General features: G+C 59.8%; 12 protein-coding genes. 7 read left to right on the top strand and 5 right to left on the bottom strand.

Going from position 1 to position 15789, the window contains the following annotated elements:
• The first annotated feature begins 15 nt into the window (after positions 1–15).
• Positions 16–861 carry a xanthine dehydrogenase accessory protein XdhC gene (gene xdhC, locus ACYZT0_RS06025; RefSeq protein ID WP_462045042.1) on the top strand — a complete coding sequence of 282 codons (846 nt, stop codon included), beginning with the start codon at positions 16–18 and terminating at the stop codon, positions 859–861.
• 24 nt (positions 862–885) lie between these two features.
• Positions 886–2190: a guanine deaminase gene (gene guaD / locus ACYZT0_RS06020; protein WP_462045041.1), complete on the top strand. Its 1305-nt coding sequence runs from the start codon at positions 886–888 to the stop codon at positions 2188–2190.
• Positions 2191–2301: 111 nt separating this feature from the next.
• On the opposite strand, the gene ACYZT0_RS06015 is transcribed toward guaD, so the two are convergent.
• The gene (locus tag ACYZT0_RS06015; protein WP_462045040.1) at positions 2302–3066 is read right to left on the bottom strand and encodes a GntR family transcriptional regulator; all 765 of its coding nucleotides are present in this window, start codon (positions 3064–3066) and stop codon (positions 2302–2304) included.
• Positions 3067–3424: 358 nt separating this feature from the next.
• Here ACYZT0_RS06015 and ACYZT0_RS06010 point away from each other — a divergent pair, with 358 nt between their 5' ends.
• Complete coding sequence (locus ACYZT0_RS06010) at positions 3425–4615, top strand: benzoate/H(+) symporter BenE family transporter (RefSeq protein WP_462045039.1); 1191 nt, start codon at positions 3425–3427, stop codon at positions 4613–4615.
• A 124-nt stretch (positions 4616–4739) separates the two neighbouring features.
• Here ACYZT0_RS06010 and ACYZT0_RS06005 read toward each other — a convergent pair whose 3' ends face one another.
• Positions 4740–5084: a YggL family protein gene (locus tag ACYZT0_RS06005; RefSeq protein ID WP_007896965.1), complete on the bottom strand. Its 345-nt coding sequence runs from the start codon at positions 5082–5084 to the stop codon at positions 4740–4742.
• A 234-nt stretch (positions 5085–5318) separates the two neighbouring features.
• Here ACYZT0_RS06005 and dacB point away from each other — a divergent pair, with 234 nt between their 5' ends.
• Positions 5319–6779 (top strand): D-alanyl-D-alanine carboxypeptidase/D-alanyl-D-alanine endopeptidase, encoded by a 1461-nt coding sequence (dacB, locus tag ACYZT0_RS06000; protein ID WP_462045038.1) that lies wholly within the window; start codon positions 5319–5321, stop codon positions 6777–6779.
• 130 nt (positions 6780–6909) lie between these two features.
• On the opposite strand, the gene ACYZT0_RS05995 is transcribed toward dacB, so the two are convergent.
• On the bottom strand, positions 6910–9309 hold the full coding sequence (locus ACYZT0_RS05995) for a sensor domain-containing diguanylate cyclase (protein WP_462045037.1): 2400 nt from the start codon (positions 9307–9309) through the stop codon (positions 6910–6912).
• A gap of 142 nt (positions 9310–9451) precedes the next feature.
• Positions 9452–11722 carry a bifunctional 23S rRNA (guanine(2069)-N(7))-methyltransferase RlmK/23S rRNA (guanine(2445)-N(2))-methyltransferase RlmL gene (rlmKL, locus tag ACYZT0_RS05990; RefSeq protein ID WP_462045036.1) on the bottom strand — a complete coding sequence of 757 codons (2271 nt, stop codon included), beginning with the start codon at positions 11720–11722 and terminating at the stop codon, positions 9452–9454.
• 529 nt (positions 11723–12251) lie between these two features.
• Between rlmKL and rmf the strand changes: the two genes are divergently transcribed.
• Positions 12252–12467 carry a ribosome modulation factor gene (rmf, locus tag ACYZT0_RS05985; protein WP_003223300.1) on the top strand — a complete coding sequence of 72 codons (216 nt, stop codon included), beginning with the start codon at positions 12252–12254 and terminating at the stop codon, positions 12465–12467.
• A gap of 126 nt (positions 12468–12593) precedes the next feature.
• On the opposite strand, the gene ACYZT0_RS05980 is transcribed toward rmf, so the two are convergent.
• Positions 12594–13613, bottom strand: coding sequence for a quinone-dependent dihydroorotate dehydrogenase (locus tag ACYZT0_RS05980; protein ID WP_462045035.1), 1020 nt, complete (start codon positions 13611–13613; stop codon positions 12594–12596).
• Between the two features lie 229 nt (positions 13614–13842).
• Between ACYZT0_RS05980 and ACYZT0_RS05975 the strand changes: the two genes are divergently transcribed.
• Together ACYZT0_RS05975 and ACYZT0_RS05970 are read left to right on the top strand one after the other, a co-directional pair.
• A complete protein-coding gene (locus ACYZT0_RS05975) occupies positions 13843–15054 on the top strand; it encodes a CmpA/NrtA family ABC transporter substrate-binding protein (protein WP_462045034.1) in 1212 nt (403 codons plus the stop codon).
• Positions 15055–15069: 15 nt separating this feature from the next.
• A complete protein-coding gene (locus ACYZT0_RS05970; RefSeq protein WP_008146285.1) occupies positions 15070–15645 on the top strand; it encodes an ANTAR domain-containing response regulator in 576 nt (191 codons plus the stop codon).
• Positions 15646–15789: the final 144 nt, after the last annotated feature.

Here is a 15789-nt window from a genome sequence, read left to right as displayed (position 1 = left end):
ATGTTGAGGTGAAACATGTACAACTGGATCGACGCCCTCGCCGACCTGCAAACCCAAGGTGAACCCTGCGTGTTGGTGACCATCATCGAAGAGCTCGGCTCGACGCCGCGCAATGCCGGTTCGAAGATGGTCATCAGCACCACCCAGACCTTCGACACCATCGGTGGCGGGCATCTGGAATACAAGGCCATGCAGATCGGCCGGGAAATGCTTGCCAGTGGCAGGCAGGACACCCATCTGGAGCGCTTCAGCCTCGGCGCCAGCCTGGGCCAGTGCTGCGGCGGCGTGACCGTGTTGCTGTTCGAGCCGATGGGCCAGGTCCAGGCGCAAATCGCCGTGTTCGGCGCCGGCCATGTCGGTCGGGCGCTGGTGCCGCTGCTCGCCAGCCTGCCCTGCCGGGTGCGCTGGATCGACTCGCGGGAAGCCGAGTTCCCCGAACAGATCCCTCATGGCGTACGCAAAATCGTCGCCGAGGAACCTGTGGATGAAATCGATGACCTGCCCGCCGGCAGCTATTGCATCGTCATGACCCACAACCATCAGCTCGACCTCGAACTCACCGCCGCGATCCTCAAACGCAACGACTTCGCCTACTTCGGCCTGATCGGTTCGAAGACCAAACGAGTGAAATTCGAACACCGATTGCGTGACCGTGGTTTCGACAGCGCCGTGCTGCAACGCATGCGCTGCCCGATGGGCATCGGCGAAGTCAAAGGCAAGTTGCCTGTGGAAATCGCCATCTCCATCGCCGGCGAAATCATCGCCACCTATAACGCCAATTTCGGCCAGCACACTGCCAGCGCCGGATCATCGATTGCCAAACTGCTGCCTGCTTCACGCCGCAGCCAAGCCTCGAACTGACAAGTCTAAAAATTGAGAGCTCCCATGCCTTTGACTCGAAAAGCCTACCGCGCCGCCATTCTGCACAGCATCGCCGACCCCGCTGAAGTGGGCATCGAAGCCTCGTATGAGTATTTCGAGGACGGCCTGCTGGTGGTCGATAACGGCCAGATCAGCGCCGTCGGCCACGCCAGCGAATTGCTGCCGACCCTGCCGGCCGACATCGAAATCACCCATTACCAGGATGCCTTGATCACCCCAGGCTTCATCGACACCCACATTCATTTGCCGCAAACCGGCATGGTCGGTGCCTACGGCGAGCAACTGCTGGACTGGCTCAACACTTACACTTTCCCGTGCGAAAGCCAGTTCGCCGACAAGGCCCACGCCGACGAAGTCGCGGGCATTTTCATCAAGGAACTGCTGCGCAACGGCACCACCACCGCGCTGGTATTCGGCAGCGTGCATCCACAATCGGTGAATTCGTTCTTCGAGGCCGCCGAGCAGCTAGACCTGCGGATGATCGCCGGTAAGGTGATGATGGACCGCAACGCCCCGGACTACCTGACCGACACCGCTGAATCCAGCTATGTCGAAAGCAAGGCGCTGATCGAACGCTGGCACGGCAAGGGTCGCCTGCACTACGCGGTCACCCCGCGCTTCGCCCCGACCAGCACCCCGGAACAGCTGACCCTTGCAGGCCAGTTGCTCAGCGAATTCTCCGACCTGTACATGCAGACCCACATCAGCGAAAACCTCAAGGAAGTCGAGTGGGTCAAGGAGCTGTTTCCGGAGCGCAAGGGCTACCTGGACGTCTACGACCACTACAAACTGCTCGGCGAGCGCTCGGTATTCGCCCACGGCGTGCACCTGTGCGACGACGAGTGCGCGCGGCTGGCGGAAACCGGCTCGGCGATCGCCTTCTGCCCCACCTCGAACTTCTTCCTCGGCAGCGGCCTGTTCAACCTGCCGATGGCTGAGAAGCACAAATTGAATGTTGGTTTGGGCACAGACGTCGGTGGCGGCACCAGTTTCTCGCTGCTGCAGACCCTGAACGAAGCCTACAAGGTCATGCAGATGCAAGGTGCGCGACTGAGCCCGTTCAAGTCGCTATACCTGGCGACCCTCGGCGGTGCCCGCGCGTTGCGCCTGGAAGACAAGATTGGCACCCTGCAACCGGGCACCGACGCCGACTTCCTGGTACTGGACTACAACGCCACGCCGCTGCTGAGCTATCGCTTGAAGCAGGCCAATAACATTGCAGAAACGTTGTTTGTATTGATGACGCTGGGGGATGACCGGACTGTTCTGCAGACGTATGCGGCGGGGAATCAGGTGCATCAGCGCTAAAAACTCTTCACGCTGATCGTTCCCACGCTCTGGTCTGCGTAGGAACGATCAGATACTCAAAAAAAATCCCCCGCAACCGGAAGGCTGCGGGGGATTTTTATCATCGGTACTTCAGAGTTTCGCGACCGGCCGCCCTGGCTTCTTGGTCTGCAACAAATGCGAGAACACCGCATGCAAATCATCCGATGCGCTTTCTTCGTCGAGGTTGAGTTTGCTGTCGATGTGATCCATGTGATGCATCATCAGGTCCACCGCCAGCTCAGCGTTGCGCGCTTCGATGGCGTCGATCAGCTGGGTGTGCTCATCGTAGGAACAGTGGGAGCGATTGCCGCTTTCGTACTGGGCAATGATCAACGAAGTCTGGGACACCAGACTGCGCTGGAAGCTGATCAGCGGCGCGTTTTTCGCCGCTTCGGCCAACTTCAAGTGAAACTCGCCCGACAGACGGATACCGGCACCGCGATCGCCACGGGAGAAGCTGTCGCGCTCGTCGTTGACCATCTGGCGCAACTCGGCAATCTGTTCGCCAGTGGCGTGCTGCACAGCCAATTCAGTGATCGCTCGCTCCACCAGACGCCGGGCCAAGAACACTTGGCGAGCCTCTTCGACACTCGGGCTGGCGACGACAGCGCCACGGTTCGGACGCAGCAGCACGACGCCTTCATGGGCCAGGCGCGACAGCGCGCGGCGAATGATGGTGCGACTGACCCCGAAAATTTCCCCCAGCGCTTCTTCGCTCAACTTGGTGCCGGGCGCCAGACGCTGTTCGAGGATGGCCTCGAAGATATGCGCGTAGACAATATCGTCCTGGGTACCGCTACGGCCGGCTTTGCCTGCTCGCGGTTGTTTCTTTAGGGGTTGCAACTGTTCGTTCATGGGCACTCGAGTCGGAAGAACTGCGGCGAATTGACCGTGACTGTAATACGGCACAGTGGGTCGCTGGCAAGTATCGCGTAAAAAACACTGCGATTGTACACAATGGAGGGTGGCTACACGACTGTACCGTTGTTTGCGGCCTCGGCTGTATTGCAACGCTTGGTTACTTTTGAGTTTAGGCTTGATCGCAGGATCCGCAGCTTGAACGCGATCCCCTGTAGGAGCAGAGCTTGCTAGCGAAGGCGGTTTAACATTCAACATTTATGTCGACCTGAGCCTCTGCCTTCGCGGCAAGCTCCGCTCCTACATTGTTCAGCGTTGATTCGACATCTTTATCAGAACAAGGAACACCGCGGTCATGAACGACGCCACGCACACGCAGCTCCGCCCTTTTGCCGATACGTCGCCCTCGGCGATCGTCGCCGGATTCATTGCGATGATGACCGGTTACACCAGCTCGCTGGTCCTGATGTTCCAGGCCGGGCAAGCGGCGGGTCTGACCAGCGGGCAGATTTCGTCGTGGATCTGGGCGATCTCCATTGGCATGGCGGTGTGCTCGATTGGCCTGTCTTTGCGCTATCGCACCCCCATCACGATCGCCTGGTCGACCCCCGGCGCGGCGTTGCTGATCACCAGTCTGGGCGGCGTGAGTTACGGCGAAGCCATTGGTGCCTACATTACCTGCGCGGTACTGGTGACCCTTTGTGGCCTGACCGGCAGCTTCGAACGGCTGGTGAAGAAGATTCCAGCGTCATTGGCCGCAGCCTTGCTGGCGGGAATTCTGTTCAAGATTGGCAGCGAAATCTTCGTCGCCGCCCAGCATCGCACTGCTCTGGTACTGGGGATGTTCTTCACTTACCTGGTGGTCAAGCGCCTGTCGCCGCGTTATGCCGTGCTGGCCGCGCTGTTGATCGGCACGACGCTGTCGGGGTTCATGGGGCTGCTGGATTTCAGCGGTTTCCATCTGGAAGTGGCGACGCCGGTCTGGACCACGCCGCACTTCTCCCTGGCCGCGACCATCAGCATCGGCATCCCGCTGTTTGTCGTGGCAATGACGTCGCAGAACATGCCGGGCATCGCCGTGCTGCGCGCTGACGGTTACACCGTGCCGGCCTCGCCGCTGATCACCACCACCGGCATCGCCTCGTTACTGCTGGCGCCGTTCGGTTCCCACGGGATCAACCTGGCGGCCATCAGTGCAGCGATTTGCACCGGGCCGCATGCCCATGAGGATCGTAACAAGCGCTACACGGCGGCCGTCTGGTGCGGGATTTTCTACGGGATCGCCGGGGTGTTTGGCGCAACGCTGGCAGCGTTGTTTGCCGCGCTGCCGAAAGAGTTGGTGCTGTCGATTGCGGCACTGGCGTTGTTCGGCTCGATCATCAATGGCTTGAGCATTGCCATGAGCGAAGTGAAGGAACGTGAAGCGGCGCTGATTACCTTTATGGTCACAGCGTCGGGGCTGACGCTGTTTTCCATCGGTTCGGCGTTCTGGGGGATTGTGGCGGGGGTTCTAACGTTGGTGGTTCTGAACTGGCGTAAAGCTTAAAGACCCGTAGGAGCAAGGCTTGCCCGCGATAGCGTCCCTGAGATCGCCATCGCGGGCAAGCCTTGCTCCTACAAAAAGCGGGCATAAAAAAACGGCGACCCTTGGGTCGCCGTTTTTTAGAACATCAAGCTACCGGATTGATCGGCTTTTCCGGGTACCAGACGTCGATCAGCGGGCTGACGGTTGCTTCAGTCAGTTCGCTGCGGCCTTTGAGCCAGGCTTCAACTGCGGCACGCTGCTCTTCGGAAACCGAGCCACGCTTCTGCAGGCAAACCAGACCGAAGTCGTCGCCGCCAACATAGCCCAGACCGTTGGCTTCCATGGCTTCTTTCAGGAACGCGTCGAGGAAAGCATCAATGGCTTCATCAGCCAAATCTTCTTTGAAATCCAGGTTCAGTTCGAAACCCAGCTCTTGAAATTCATCGACGCACAGTTTTTTGCGCAGACGCTGGGAACGGTTAGTCGCCATTGGAACAATCCTCATAAGTAATAACGGGCGGCACTTTAGCAGTTTAAGGCGCCGATTGCCCGTCTCTCTGGGTTGCAGGCCCTACCGTCGGTAAAAAAATAGCGGATTAGAGGACCAGGGTACGGCACAAGCCGCTACACCTTGGGGCATAATGCCGACACTTTCATGACCGCTGAGGGAATTTATCTTCATGCCCTCGTCTTTTTCCCCCTCGGCTGTAGGGTTTTATTTCACATGATCAAATCTTTGCGTCCATTGTTACTGGCCGGTTTTCTACTCCCTCTGGCCTTCACTGTTTCCGCCGCCCCGATCAATACCGCGCTGTCGCCTAACGTTGAAAAAGCCCTCAAGGCCAGCAAGCTGCAGGACAACGCCCTGTCGCTGGTGATGATCCCGCTCAATGGCCCTGGCACCCCGACCATTTTCAACGCTGACGTGTCCGTCAATCCGGCCTCGACCATGAAACTGGTCACCACTTACGCGGCGCTGGAAATGCTCGGCCCTAACCACCAGTGGAAAACCGAGTTTTACACCGATGGCACCCTCAGCGGCGGCATCCTCAACGGTAACCTCTACCTCAAGGGTGGCGGCGATCCGAAGCTGAACATGGAAAAACTCTGGTTGCTGATGCGTGATCTGCGCGCCAACGGCGTGACGCAAATCACCGGCGACTTGGTGCTGGACCGCAGTTTCTTCGTACAACCGCAACTGCCGCAGTTCAACGACGATGGCAATGACGAGAACAAACCGTTCCTGGTCAAACCCGATTCGTTGATGGTCAACCTTAAGGCCCTGCGTTTTGTGGCGCGTAACGACAACGGCAGGGTTCTGATTTCGGTAGAACCGCCGATTGCCACGATTCGCATCGAAAACCAGGTCAAAGCCGTCAACTCCAAGCAATGCGCCGGTGGCGTGCGTTACAACCCGGTAACCCAGGCCGATGGCAGCGTGACCGTGACGGTCGGTGGCCAGTTGGGCGAGGGCTGCAGCTCCCAGACTTATCTGTCGCTGCTCGACCACGCGACCTACACCGCGGGCGCCGTGCGGGCGATCTGGAAGGAACTGGGTGGCAGCATTCAGGGCAAGGATTTGCTGGCGGCTACCCCGAGCAATGCCAAATTGCTGGCCCGGGCGTTCTCGCCGGACCTGGCTGAAATCATCCGTGACATCAACAAATACAGTAACAACACCATGGCTCAGCAGCTGTTCCTGAGTCTGGGTCAGAAATTCCGCACCGACGCTGATGGTGATGATGCTAAAGCCGCGCAGCGTGTGGTCCGTCAGTGGCTGGCGAAGAAAGGCATCACGGCGCCGCACCTGGTGATGGAGAACGGCTCCGGCCTGTCCCGCGCCGAACGAGTCAGTGCCCGGGAAATGGCCGCGATGCTGCAAGCCGCATGGCGTAGTCCTTATTCCGCCGAGTTCATCAGTTCGATGCCGATTGCCGGCACCGACGGCACCATGCGTAAACGCCTGAAGACCACAGCGATGCGCGGTGAAGCTCACGTCAAGACCGGCACCTTGAACACCGTTCGTGCCATCTCGGGTTTCAGCCGCGACATCAACGGCAATACCTGGGCGGTGGTGGCGATCCTCAACGACAAGGCACCGTTTGGGGCCTCTTCGGTGCTGGATCAGGTGCTGCTGGACCTGTATCGCCAGCCGAAACTGCCGGAAACGGCTTCGGTGTTGTAACCCCCAACTTGATCGTTCCCACGCTCTGCGTGGGAATGCAGCCCGTGACGCTCCGCGTCACTGGACGCAGAGCGTCCCTAGAGGCATTCCCACGCGGAGCGTGGGAACGATCATCACGTGCAGCCAGCACTTAGCTCATCTCCCCCTCAACCCGATCCCGTCCTGCCTGTTTCGCCGCATACACCCCCGAATCCGCCCGCAACAGCAGCGCATCCGCGCCCTCCCCGACTCGCCAACTGGCAATCCCGAAACTCGCAGTCACTGTCCCGACGCCTTCGATCGGCGAACTGCGCAACCCCTGCCATAACTGCAAGGCCAGGACATGCGCATGCACGCCGTTGATGTCCGGGCAAAGCACCATGAACTCCTCGCCACCCAAGCGACAGAACACGTCGGTGCGCCGCAGCCGATGGCCGATACGTTCGCACACGATCTGCAACACCCGATCGCCAACAGCGTGGCCATGCTGGTCATTGATACGTTTGAAGTAGTCGATATCGAGCATGATCACTGACAGTTCGCCGCCACCGCGCTCGACCCGGGCCATTTCGGTGGTCAGGCGTTCCTGGAAATAGCGGCGGTTGTGGATCCCGGTCAATGAGTCAGTGATCGACAGCGCGCGCAATTCTTCTTGCACCCGCTTGAGGTCGGAAATGTCCGAGACGTAGCCATGCCAGAGCACGCCGCCGCCGGGCAGTTCCTCTGGCGTCGCCTCGCCACGAACCCAACGCAGGCCGCGCACGGGCAGCTGCACGCGGTATTCCTCGCGCCAAGGGCTGAGTGTGTCCGCCGAGGCCCGGATCGAGGCGCGGACTCGGGTGGTGTCCTGCGGATGAATCCGCGTGAAAATCGCTTCGGCGTTGAGCAACAGCACCTCCGGCTCAAGTTCGTAGATCTCGCGAATACCGTCGCTGGCGTAGATCACGCTGAAGCGCCCATCGAATTCCATCTTGAACTGGTAGATCCCGCCGGGCACATGAGCGCTGAGTTTCTTCAACAACAGGTCCCGTGCCGCCAGGGCCTCGTGGACTCGCTTGCGTTCAGTGATGTCGATACAGATCGCCAGGTGCCCGACCCACAGGCCTTGCTCGTCGAGTACCGGGGTCGCGAGCATGTTCACCGTCAAATGGCTACCGTCGCTACGTAGCAACGTCCATTCCCGCGCTTCGTGACCGCCCTCCTCGCCGCCCTCGACCAACATCGCCTGGCAGGTCGGAATCGGCTTGCCATAGCGCGCACTCAACTCCGCCGAGCGTGCGAGGAGTTCCCGGGGCAGGTGCAGGTTTTCCAGGGTCATGTGGCCCACCACCTCAGCGCTGGTGTAGCCGAGCATTTGCTCTGCACCGGCATTAAAGGTACTGATGACCCCGCGCAAGTCAGTGGCGATGATCGCCACCTGAGTCGCGGCATTCAGCACGCCGCGCAACTGGCCATGGGTGCCGCGCAACTCCTGCTCGCGGGCCCGTAGTTCCTGGGTTCGTTGCTCGACCATTTTCAGCGCGCGTTGACGCTGACTGACCAGCACATAGAGCAAGGCACAGAGCAACAGACTGAGCAAGCCACCCAGCACCACCAGGCTGGTCACCGAAGAGTGGTTGGCTTTCAGGAAGGCATCGCTGGGCTGGATGTCGACTTGATAGTCATGGTCGGCAAGCCGCAGCAGCCGGGTCGCGGCCAATTCACTGGGGGCCGGTGTGTTGGGAGACTCATACAGCACTTCGTGCTGATCATCGGTGGATAAGTCGAGGATGCGCACCGAAAGGTAGTCACGGCCCGCCTCCGGCAGCCCGTCCGCGAGCAACTGGCGCATGCTTATCACGGCCATGACATAACCGAACGGTTTCAACCCCGCCGTTGCCGGGTTACTACGCAGCAGCACCGGCGCGACCAGCAGCACGCCGCGCGCATAGGCCGGCTCGATATTGACCAGGTGCATTGGCTGCGATACCGCCATACCGCCGTGCTGATCGGCCCGTTCAAGGGTGGAACGGCGCAAGGGTTGAGCCAACAAGTCGTAGCCCAGCGGCGAGCCAAGTTTGCTTTGGGTCTGGCTATAAAGCACCACCACATACTCATCCCGTTCGGCCGCCCGTTGCAGCTGGCCGTCGGCATTGAGTTCACGCAGGGTGAAGTCGGGTAAACCCTCTGCACGCACCTGGCGTTCAAATTCCGCTCGTTCGGCGCGGGTTATCCGCTTGGCGAAGGAGTAGGCCTGAGTCCGGTGCAGCAGCGGTTGGGTGTAACCGTCGAACTCCTCGCGGGAGACCGAATCGGAATTGGCAAAGAACCGGCGCAGGCCATCGAGACGCTGCTCCTGATCTTCGAAACGTTCTTCGATACGGCTGTAACGTTCACTGGCCAGCAGTTGGAAACGTTGCCGCAATTGATGGTGAAACAGATTCAGCGTCGACCACGCCAGCAATCCCGTGAGAATTGCGCCGACGACCAATACCAGCAGCGCGACCAGCCAGGCCGAGGCATCTTCACTGATAAAACCCAGGATCTTCGGGCGCACGGCGTGCAACGACATAGACGCAACTCAAAACGCCAGGTGCGGGAAAGCCCATTGGCCCTGCGTTGAGTTATAGCTATTAGCCATCAATTTGACCAGCCCGGAAAGAATCCAAGGGCCTTTGAAAATCAAGGCTCTGTGGATCCAATGCGGGGAAATGTCAACGGGCCGCGATTCTCCAGGCACGGTGGATCTTGCCATTACGGGCGAAATCCGGATCGATGGTCTGGGCGGTGATTTCCTCGACCGCGTAACGCTCGGTGAGGTTTTCCTCGAGCTGGAACTTGCGGAAGTTATTGGAGAAGTACAACACCCCGCCCGGTGCCAAACGCGCCATGGCCAGATCGATCAATTGCACCTGGTCGCGCTGCACGTCGAAGATCCCTTCCATGCGCTTGGAGTTGGAAAACGTCGGCGGGTCGATGAAGATCAGGTCGTACTCGTCACGGCAGGCGTCGAGCCAGGCCATCACATCGCCCTGCTCCAGACGGTTCTTGTCAGAGAAACCGTTCAGCGACAGGTTGCGACGCGCCCAGTCCAGATAAGTTTTCGACAAGTCGACGCTGGTGGTGCTGCGTGCGCCGCCCTTGGCTGCGTGAACACTGGCGGTCGCGGTGTAGCTATACAGGTTGAGGAAGCGTTTACCGGCCGCCTCTTTCTGGATTCGCATGCGCATCGGCCGGTGGTCGAGGAACAGCCCGGTGTCGAGGTAATCCGTGAGATTCACCAGCAGCTTCACGCCACCTTCATTGACCTCGACGAACTTGCCCTGTGCCGCTTGGCGTTCGTACTGCTTGGTGCCGCTCTGACGTTCACGACGCTTGACCACCACGCGGCTCTTGTCGATGTTCAGGGCCTGCGGAATAGCGGCCAGGGCATCGAACATACGCGCCGAGGCTTTTTCCGGATCGATGGATTTCGGCGCGGCGTACTCCTGGACGTGGACCCAATCCTGATACAGGTCGATGGCCATGGAGTATTCCGGCATGTCGGCATCGTAGACGCGGTAGCAGTCGATGCCTTCACGCTTGACCCACTTGCCGAGGGCCTTGAGGTTCTTTTGCAGACGGTTGGCAAACATCTGCCCGCCTTCGCTCAAGCGCGGTTGCTCAATCACCACCGGTACCGGTTTGATCGGGTTGCCGTTCTTGTTGTACTTCTCGTACTTGCCAGGTGCTACGTCGTTGTCTGCGACCTCGACTTCGGCCTGCTCACGCTCGACCTGACGCTGCTCCGGAGTGCGACGTTCGCCCGTGACGAACTGGTCCGGCGTGACTTTGATCAGCAGCAATTTGCACGGCAAGGCGCCGTTCCAGAACGAATACTGTTTGTGGCTGCGAATGCCCATGCGCTTGCCCAGATCCGGGGCGCCGGTGAATACCGCCGCTTCCCAGTTCAAGCAGGCCTGTCGCAGACGTTCGCCGAGATTCTGGTAGAGATAGAGCAAGCTCGCTTCGTCACCCAGACGCTCGCCGTACGGCGGGTTGCAGATCACCAGACCTTTCTGGTTCTGGTCCGGACGCGGCTCGAACGTCCCGACTTCGCCCTGGTAGATCTTGATCCACTCGCTCAGGCCGGCACGTTCGACGTTGTTGCGACCCGGTTGAATCAGGCGCGGATCGGCTTCGTAACCGCGAATCCACAGCGGTGGCTTGGCCAGACCGGCAGCGGCACGGGCGGTGGCTTCTTCGTGAAGCTTTTTCCACAGCGCCGGGACGTGACCGAGCCAGGCCGTGAAGCCCCACTGCTCGCGGCGAAGGTTCGGCGCCATGTCGGCGGCGATCATCGCCGCTTCCACCAGGAACGTACCGACACCGCACATCGGGTCAGCCAGCGCGCCGCCATCGGCCGCAATGCGTGGCCAACCGGAACGGATCAGGATCGCTGCCGCGAGGTTTTCCTTCAACGGCGCCGCGCCCTGCTGCAAGCGATAGCCGCGCTGATGCAGGCTGTGGCCGGAGAGGTCGAGGGACAGAATCGCTTCACCACGGTCCAGGCGCAGGTGAATGCGCAGGTCCGGGTTGAGTTTGTCGATGGATGGGCGGTCGCCCTGCGGCGTGCGCAGTTTGTCGACGATGGCGTCCTTGACCTTCAACGCACCGAAATGGGTGTTGTCGATGCCCGAGCCGTGACCGCTGAACTCGACGGCCAGGGTGCCATCGTTGAGCATGTGGTCTTGCCACTCGATATCGAGCACGCCGTGATAGAGGTCTTCAGCGTCCTTCATCGGGAAACGCTTGAGCACCAGCAGCACCCGGTTCGCCAGACGCGACCACAGGCACAGGCGATAAGCGGTTTCCATGGTCGCCATGCCGCGCACGGCAGAGGTGTGCTCACGCGCTTCTTCAAGGCCAAGCCCGACGGCTTCCTCGATGAGTAGGCCTTCAAGGCCTTTTGGGCAAGTGAGGAAGAGTTCGAATTGATCGGACATTGGAATTTCAGAGCCTTTGGCTTAGTGAACCGACAACGCATTGCCGGCCCGGTTTTCAATCAGGCGCTTTTCTAAAAGAGCGCCCGCGTGGCACGAAGGTGTGCCGTTCCACCCTTGCTGCTCGGGTTAAAAGAGCTTAGATGCAAAGGCAGATAAAAAAGTTGATGCAACAAAATGTCATAAAGCGACCCTTCGTCGAATAGTCCCCCTGCTCAACAGGAGGCATTCTCACTTAGGTATTCAATCCATCATGCAGCGCAGGGCCGATCATACCGGGGTTTTGCCAATAAACACGGGACAACATCGTGTTACTTATGGCCATACCACCTTAATAGTTACGTCCTTATGACAAAACGATCATTCCCTCGATGTGACGCATTGGTTAGAACTCAACACAGGTTGACGCCGCAATGACGCCAACACCTTGGCTCGCGACGCCGGCAGCGAGCCCCAACGGCAGGAGTTTTTCTGCCAGACCTCGATTGAGGTCAACGCGATTAATACAGTCAACAAGTGAGGGCAACACCCTATGAGAAGACTTAAGCGTGATCCGTTGGAAAGAGCATTTTTGCGCGGATATCAATATGGCGTTGGTGGCAAATCCCGTGAGCTTTGCCCATTTACTCTACCGTCGGTACGCCAAGCCTGGATTAACGGCTGGCGAGAAGGACGCGGCGACAACTGGGACGGTATGACCGGCACTGCGGGAATCCATAGACTCAACGAACTTCACGCCGTCGGCTAATGACAGGGCTTAACACACTCCGACACGACAATCTGATGACTGAATGACTTAACCACGCACGCCCCATCCGGGCGGCGGGCTCCGGCCCAGGGGCTCCTTCGAGGAGCCCTTTTTTATGCCTGTCGTTTACCGCAAAGCCGCGATCGCATCCACCGATTCACGAATCAACGCAGGGCCTTTATAGATGAAACCGGAATAGAGCTGCACCAGGCTCGCGCCCGCAGCGATTTTCTCAGCCGCGTGCTTGCCTTCGGTGATGCCGCCCACGGCAATGATCGGCAAGCGACCGGCCAACTCTGCCGCCAGCACCTTCACGGTGTGGGTGCTCTTGTCGCGAACCGGTGCGCCGGACAGACCGCCCGCCTCGTCGCCGTGTTCCATGCCTTCAACGCCGACGCGGCTCAGGGTGGTGTTGGTGGCGATCACCGCATCCATCCCGGTTTCGATCAGCGCTTGCGCGACCTGAGCGGTTTCTTCGTCGGTCATGTCCGGCGCAATCTTGATCGCCAGCGGGACATGTTTGCCATGGCGCAGCGCCAGTTCTGCGCGGCGCGTAGCCAGGTCAGCCAACAATTGCTTCAGCGAATCGCCGAACTGCAAGCTGCGCAGACCAGGGGTGTTCGGCGAGCTGACGTTGACCGTCACGTAGCTGGCGTGGGCGTAGACCTTGTCCAGACAGATCAGGTAGTCGTCGACCGCCCGCTCAACCGGGGTATCGAAGTTTTTGCCGATATTGATACCCAGTACGCCCTTGTACTTGGCCGCCGCCACTCGGGCCAACAGATTATCGACGCCGAGGTTGTTGAACCCCATGCGGTTGATGATCGCCTCGGCATCCGGCAGACGGAAAATTCGTGGCTTCGGGTTGCCCGGCTGCGGACGCGGGGTGATGGTACCGATTTCGACAAAACCAAAACCCAGTTGGGCAAAACCGTCGATGGCCGCGCCGTTCTTGTCCAGACCGGCCGCCAGACCTACCGGGTTCGGGAAGTCCAGGCCCATGACGGTCACCGGCATTTTCGCCGATGCCTTGCACAGCAAGCCGTTGAGGCCCAAACGCCCGCCCGCGCCGATCAGGTCCAGGGACAGATCGTGGGAGGTTTCCGGGGAAAGTTTGAACAACAGCTGACGGGCCAGGGTGTACATGGGCGGGTTTGACTCTGGGCTACGAAAAGTGGCGGCGATTATAGCCGGGCATCGAGGTTGCAGGCGAGACGCGCGACAAAATCAGTGAGCGATGGCATATGCCTTGCACCGTCACTGACATCAGCACTCATGCCAACGGCGGGATGAGTCGAAAGACAAAGGCGTCGTCACTTGGCCTTGCTCTGACAAGCAGCCCGGTCCGGCGCTTTTTTATGGAAGGTGATTACTGATGATTGAAGTTCCAGCCAACCCTCTGGCCTGGGTCAACGGCAGCGATGCCCCGGAAAGGACCGAAATCAACCTCGGCTTCATGGCCCTGAGTGACTGCGCCTCCGTGGTGGTCGCGGCCACGCAGGGCTTCGCCCAACCTTATGGCCTGACCCTGAACCTCAAGCGCCAGTCGTCCTGGGCCAACTTGCGGGACAAGTTGGTCAGTGGCGAACTCGACGCCGCCCACAGCCTGTACGGTTTGATCTACGCCGTGCATTTGGGCATCGGCGGTGTCGCATCGACCGACATGGCGGTGCTCATGGGCCTGAATCAGAATGGCCAGAGCATCAATCTCTCCCATGGCTTACAGGCCCTGGGCGTGACCAGTCCTGAAGCACTCGACCGGCACGTGCACCAAAGTCGCCCAAAACTCACTTTCGCCCAGACATTTCCTACGGGCACTCACGCCATGTGGCTGTATTACTGGCTCGCGAGTCAGGGCATCCATCCGCTGCAGGACATCAACAGCGTGGTGGTGCCGCCGCCGCAAATGGTCGCGCACCTGCAAGCCGGACGCATCGATGGTTTCTGCGTCGGCGAGCCATGGTCCGCCAACGCGGTGCAGCAGAACCTGGGGTTCACCCTGGCCACAACACAGACCATCTGGCCCGATCATCCGGAAAAAGTCCTCGGTTGCACCCGCGTTTTTGTCGAGCAATACCCCAACACCGCCCGGGCGCTGGTGATGGCGATCCTCGAAGCCAGCCGCTTCATCGAACAAAGCACGGAAAATCGCTGCAGCACCGCGAAGCTGTTGAGTGCGCCCGAATACCTCGACGCGCCACTCGACTGCATCGCGCCAAGGTTGCTCGGTGACTACGCCGATGGCCTCGGTAATCGTTGGCAGGATCCGCATACCCTGCGTTTCCATGCGGACGGCGAGGTCAACCTGCCTTACTTGTCCGACGGCATGTGGTTCATGACCCAGTTCCGTCGCTGGGGTTTGTTGCGCGATGACCCGGACTACCTCGGCGTGGCCCGTCAGGTCCAGCAACTAGACTTGTATCGAGAGGCCGCCACGGCGGTGGGTGTCGCCGCCCCGGGTCAGGAAATGCGCAGCAGCCAGTTGATCGACGGCAAGGTCTGGGACGGCTTGGACCCCGCCGGCTATGCCCGCAGTTTCAAGCTGCACGCCCTGAGCGACAGCTCACCCCTTCTCGCCAGCCGCTGACAGGAGATTGCGAATATGTTGCGTATCCTGCTGATCAACGACACAGCGAAGAAGGTCGGTCGCCTGAAGGCGGCCCTGACCGAAGCCGGGTTTGAGGTGATCGACGAGTCGGGCCTGACCATCGACCTGCCTGCGCGCGTCGAAACGGTGCGTCCGGATGTGATTTTGATCGATACCGAGTCACCGAGCCGAGATGTGATGGAACAAGTGGTGCTCGTGAGCCGCGACCAACCGCGGCCGATTGTGATGTTTACCGATGAACATGACCCCGATGTGATGCGTCAGGCGATTAAGTCCGGAGTCAGTGCCTACATCGTCGAAGGCATCCACGCACAGCGCTTGCAGCCGATTCTCGACGTTGCCATGGCACGTTTTGAAAGCGACCAGGCCCTGCGCGCCCAACTCAACGCCCGCGACCAGCAACTGGCCGAGCGCAAGCGCATCGAGCTGGCCAAAGGGCTGTTGATGAAAATGAAGGACTGCAACGAGGAAGAGGCCTACACCTTGATGCGCCGCCAGGCGATGAGCCGGCAGCAGAAGCTGATTCAAGTGGCGGAGCAGATCATCGCCATGAGCGAGTTGCTCGGGTAACCGATCCTGAATCTGGCACAGATCTCGCTAGGTAATCGCTACAGGTAACCAACGGCGGTTGCCCCACCTACGACAAAGACGTCGCTCACCTCATTTGCCCATGGCGAATCCGGTGGCGGCGTTTTTTTGTTTTGGCCCCAGAGA

It is taken from the genome of Pseudomonas sp. ZS1P83 (assembly GCF_054897825.1).
Note: the sequence above shows the minus strand (reverse complement) of the source record. Positions and strands in the feature narration are given on the sequence as shown.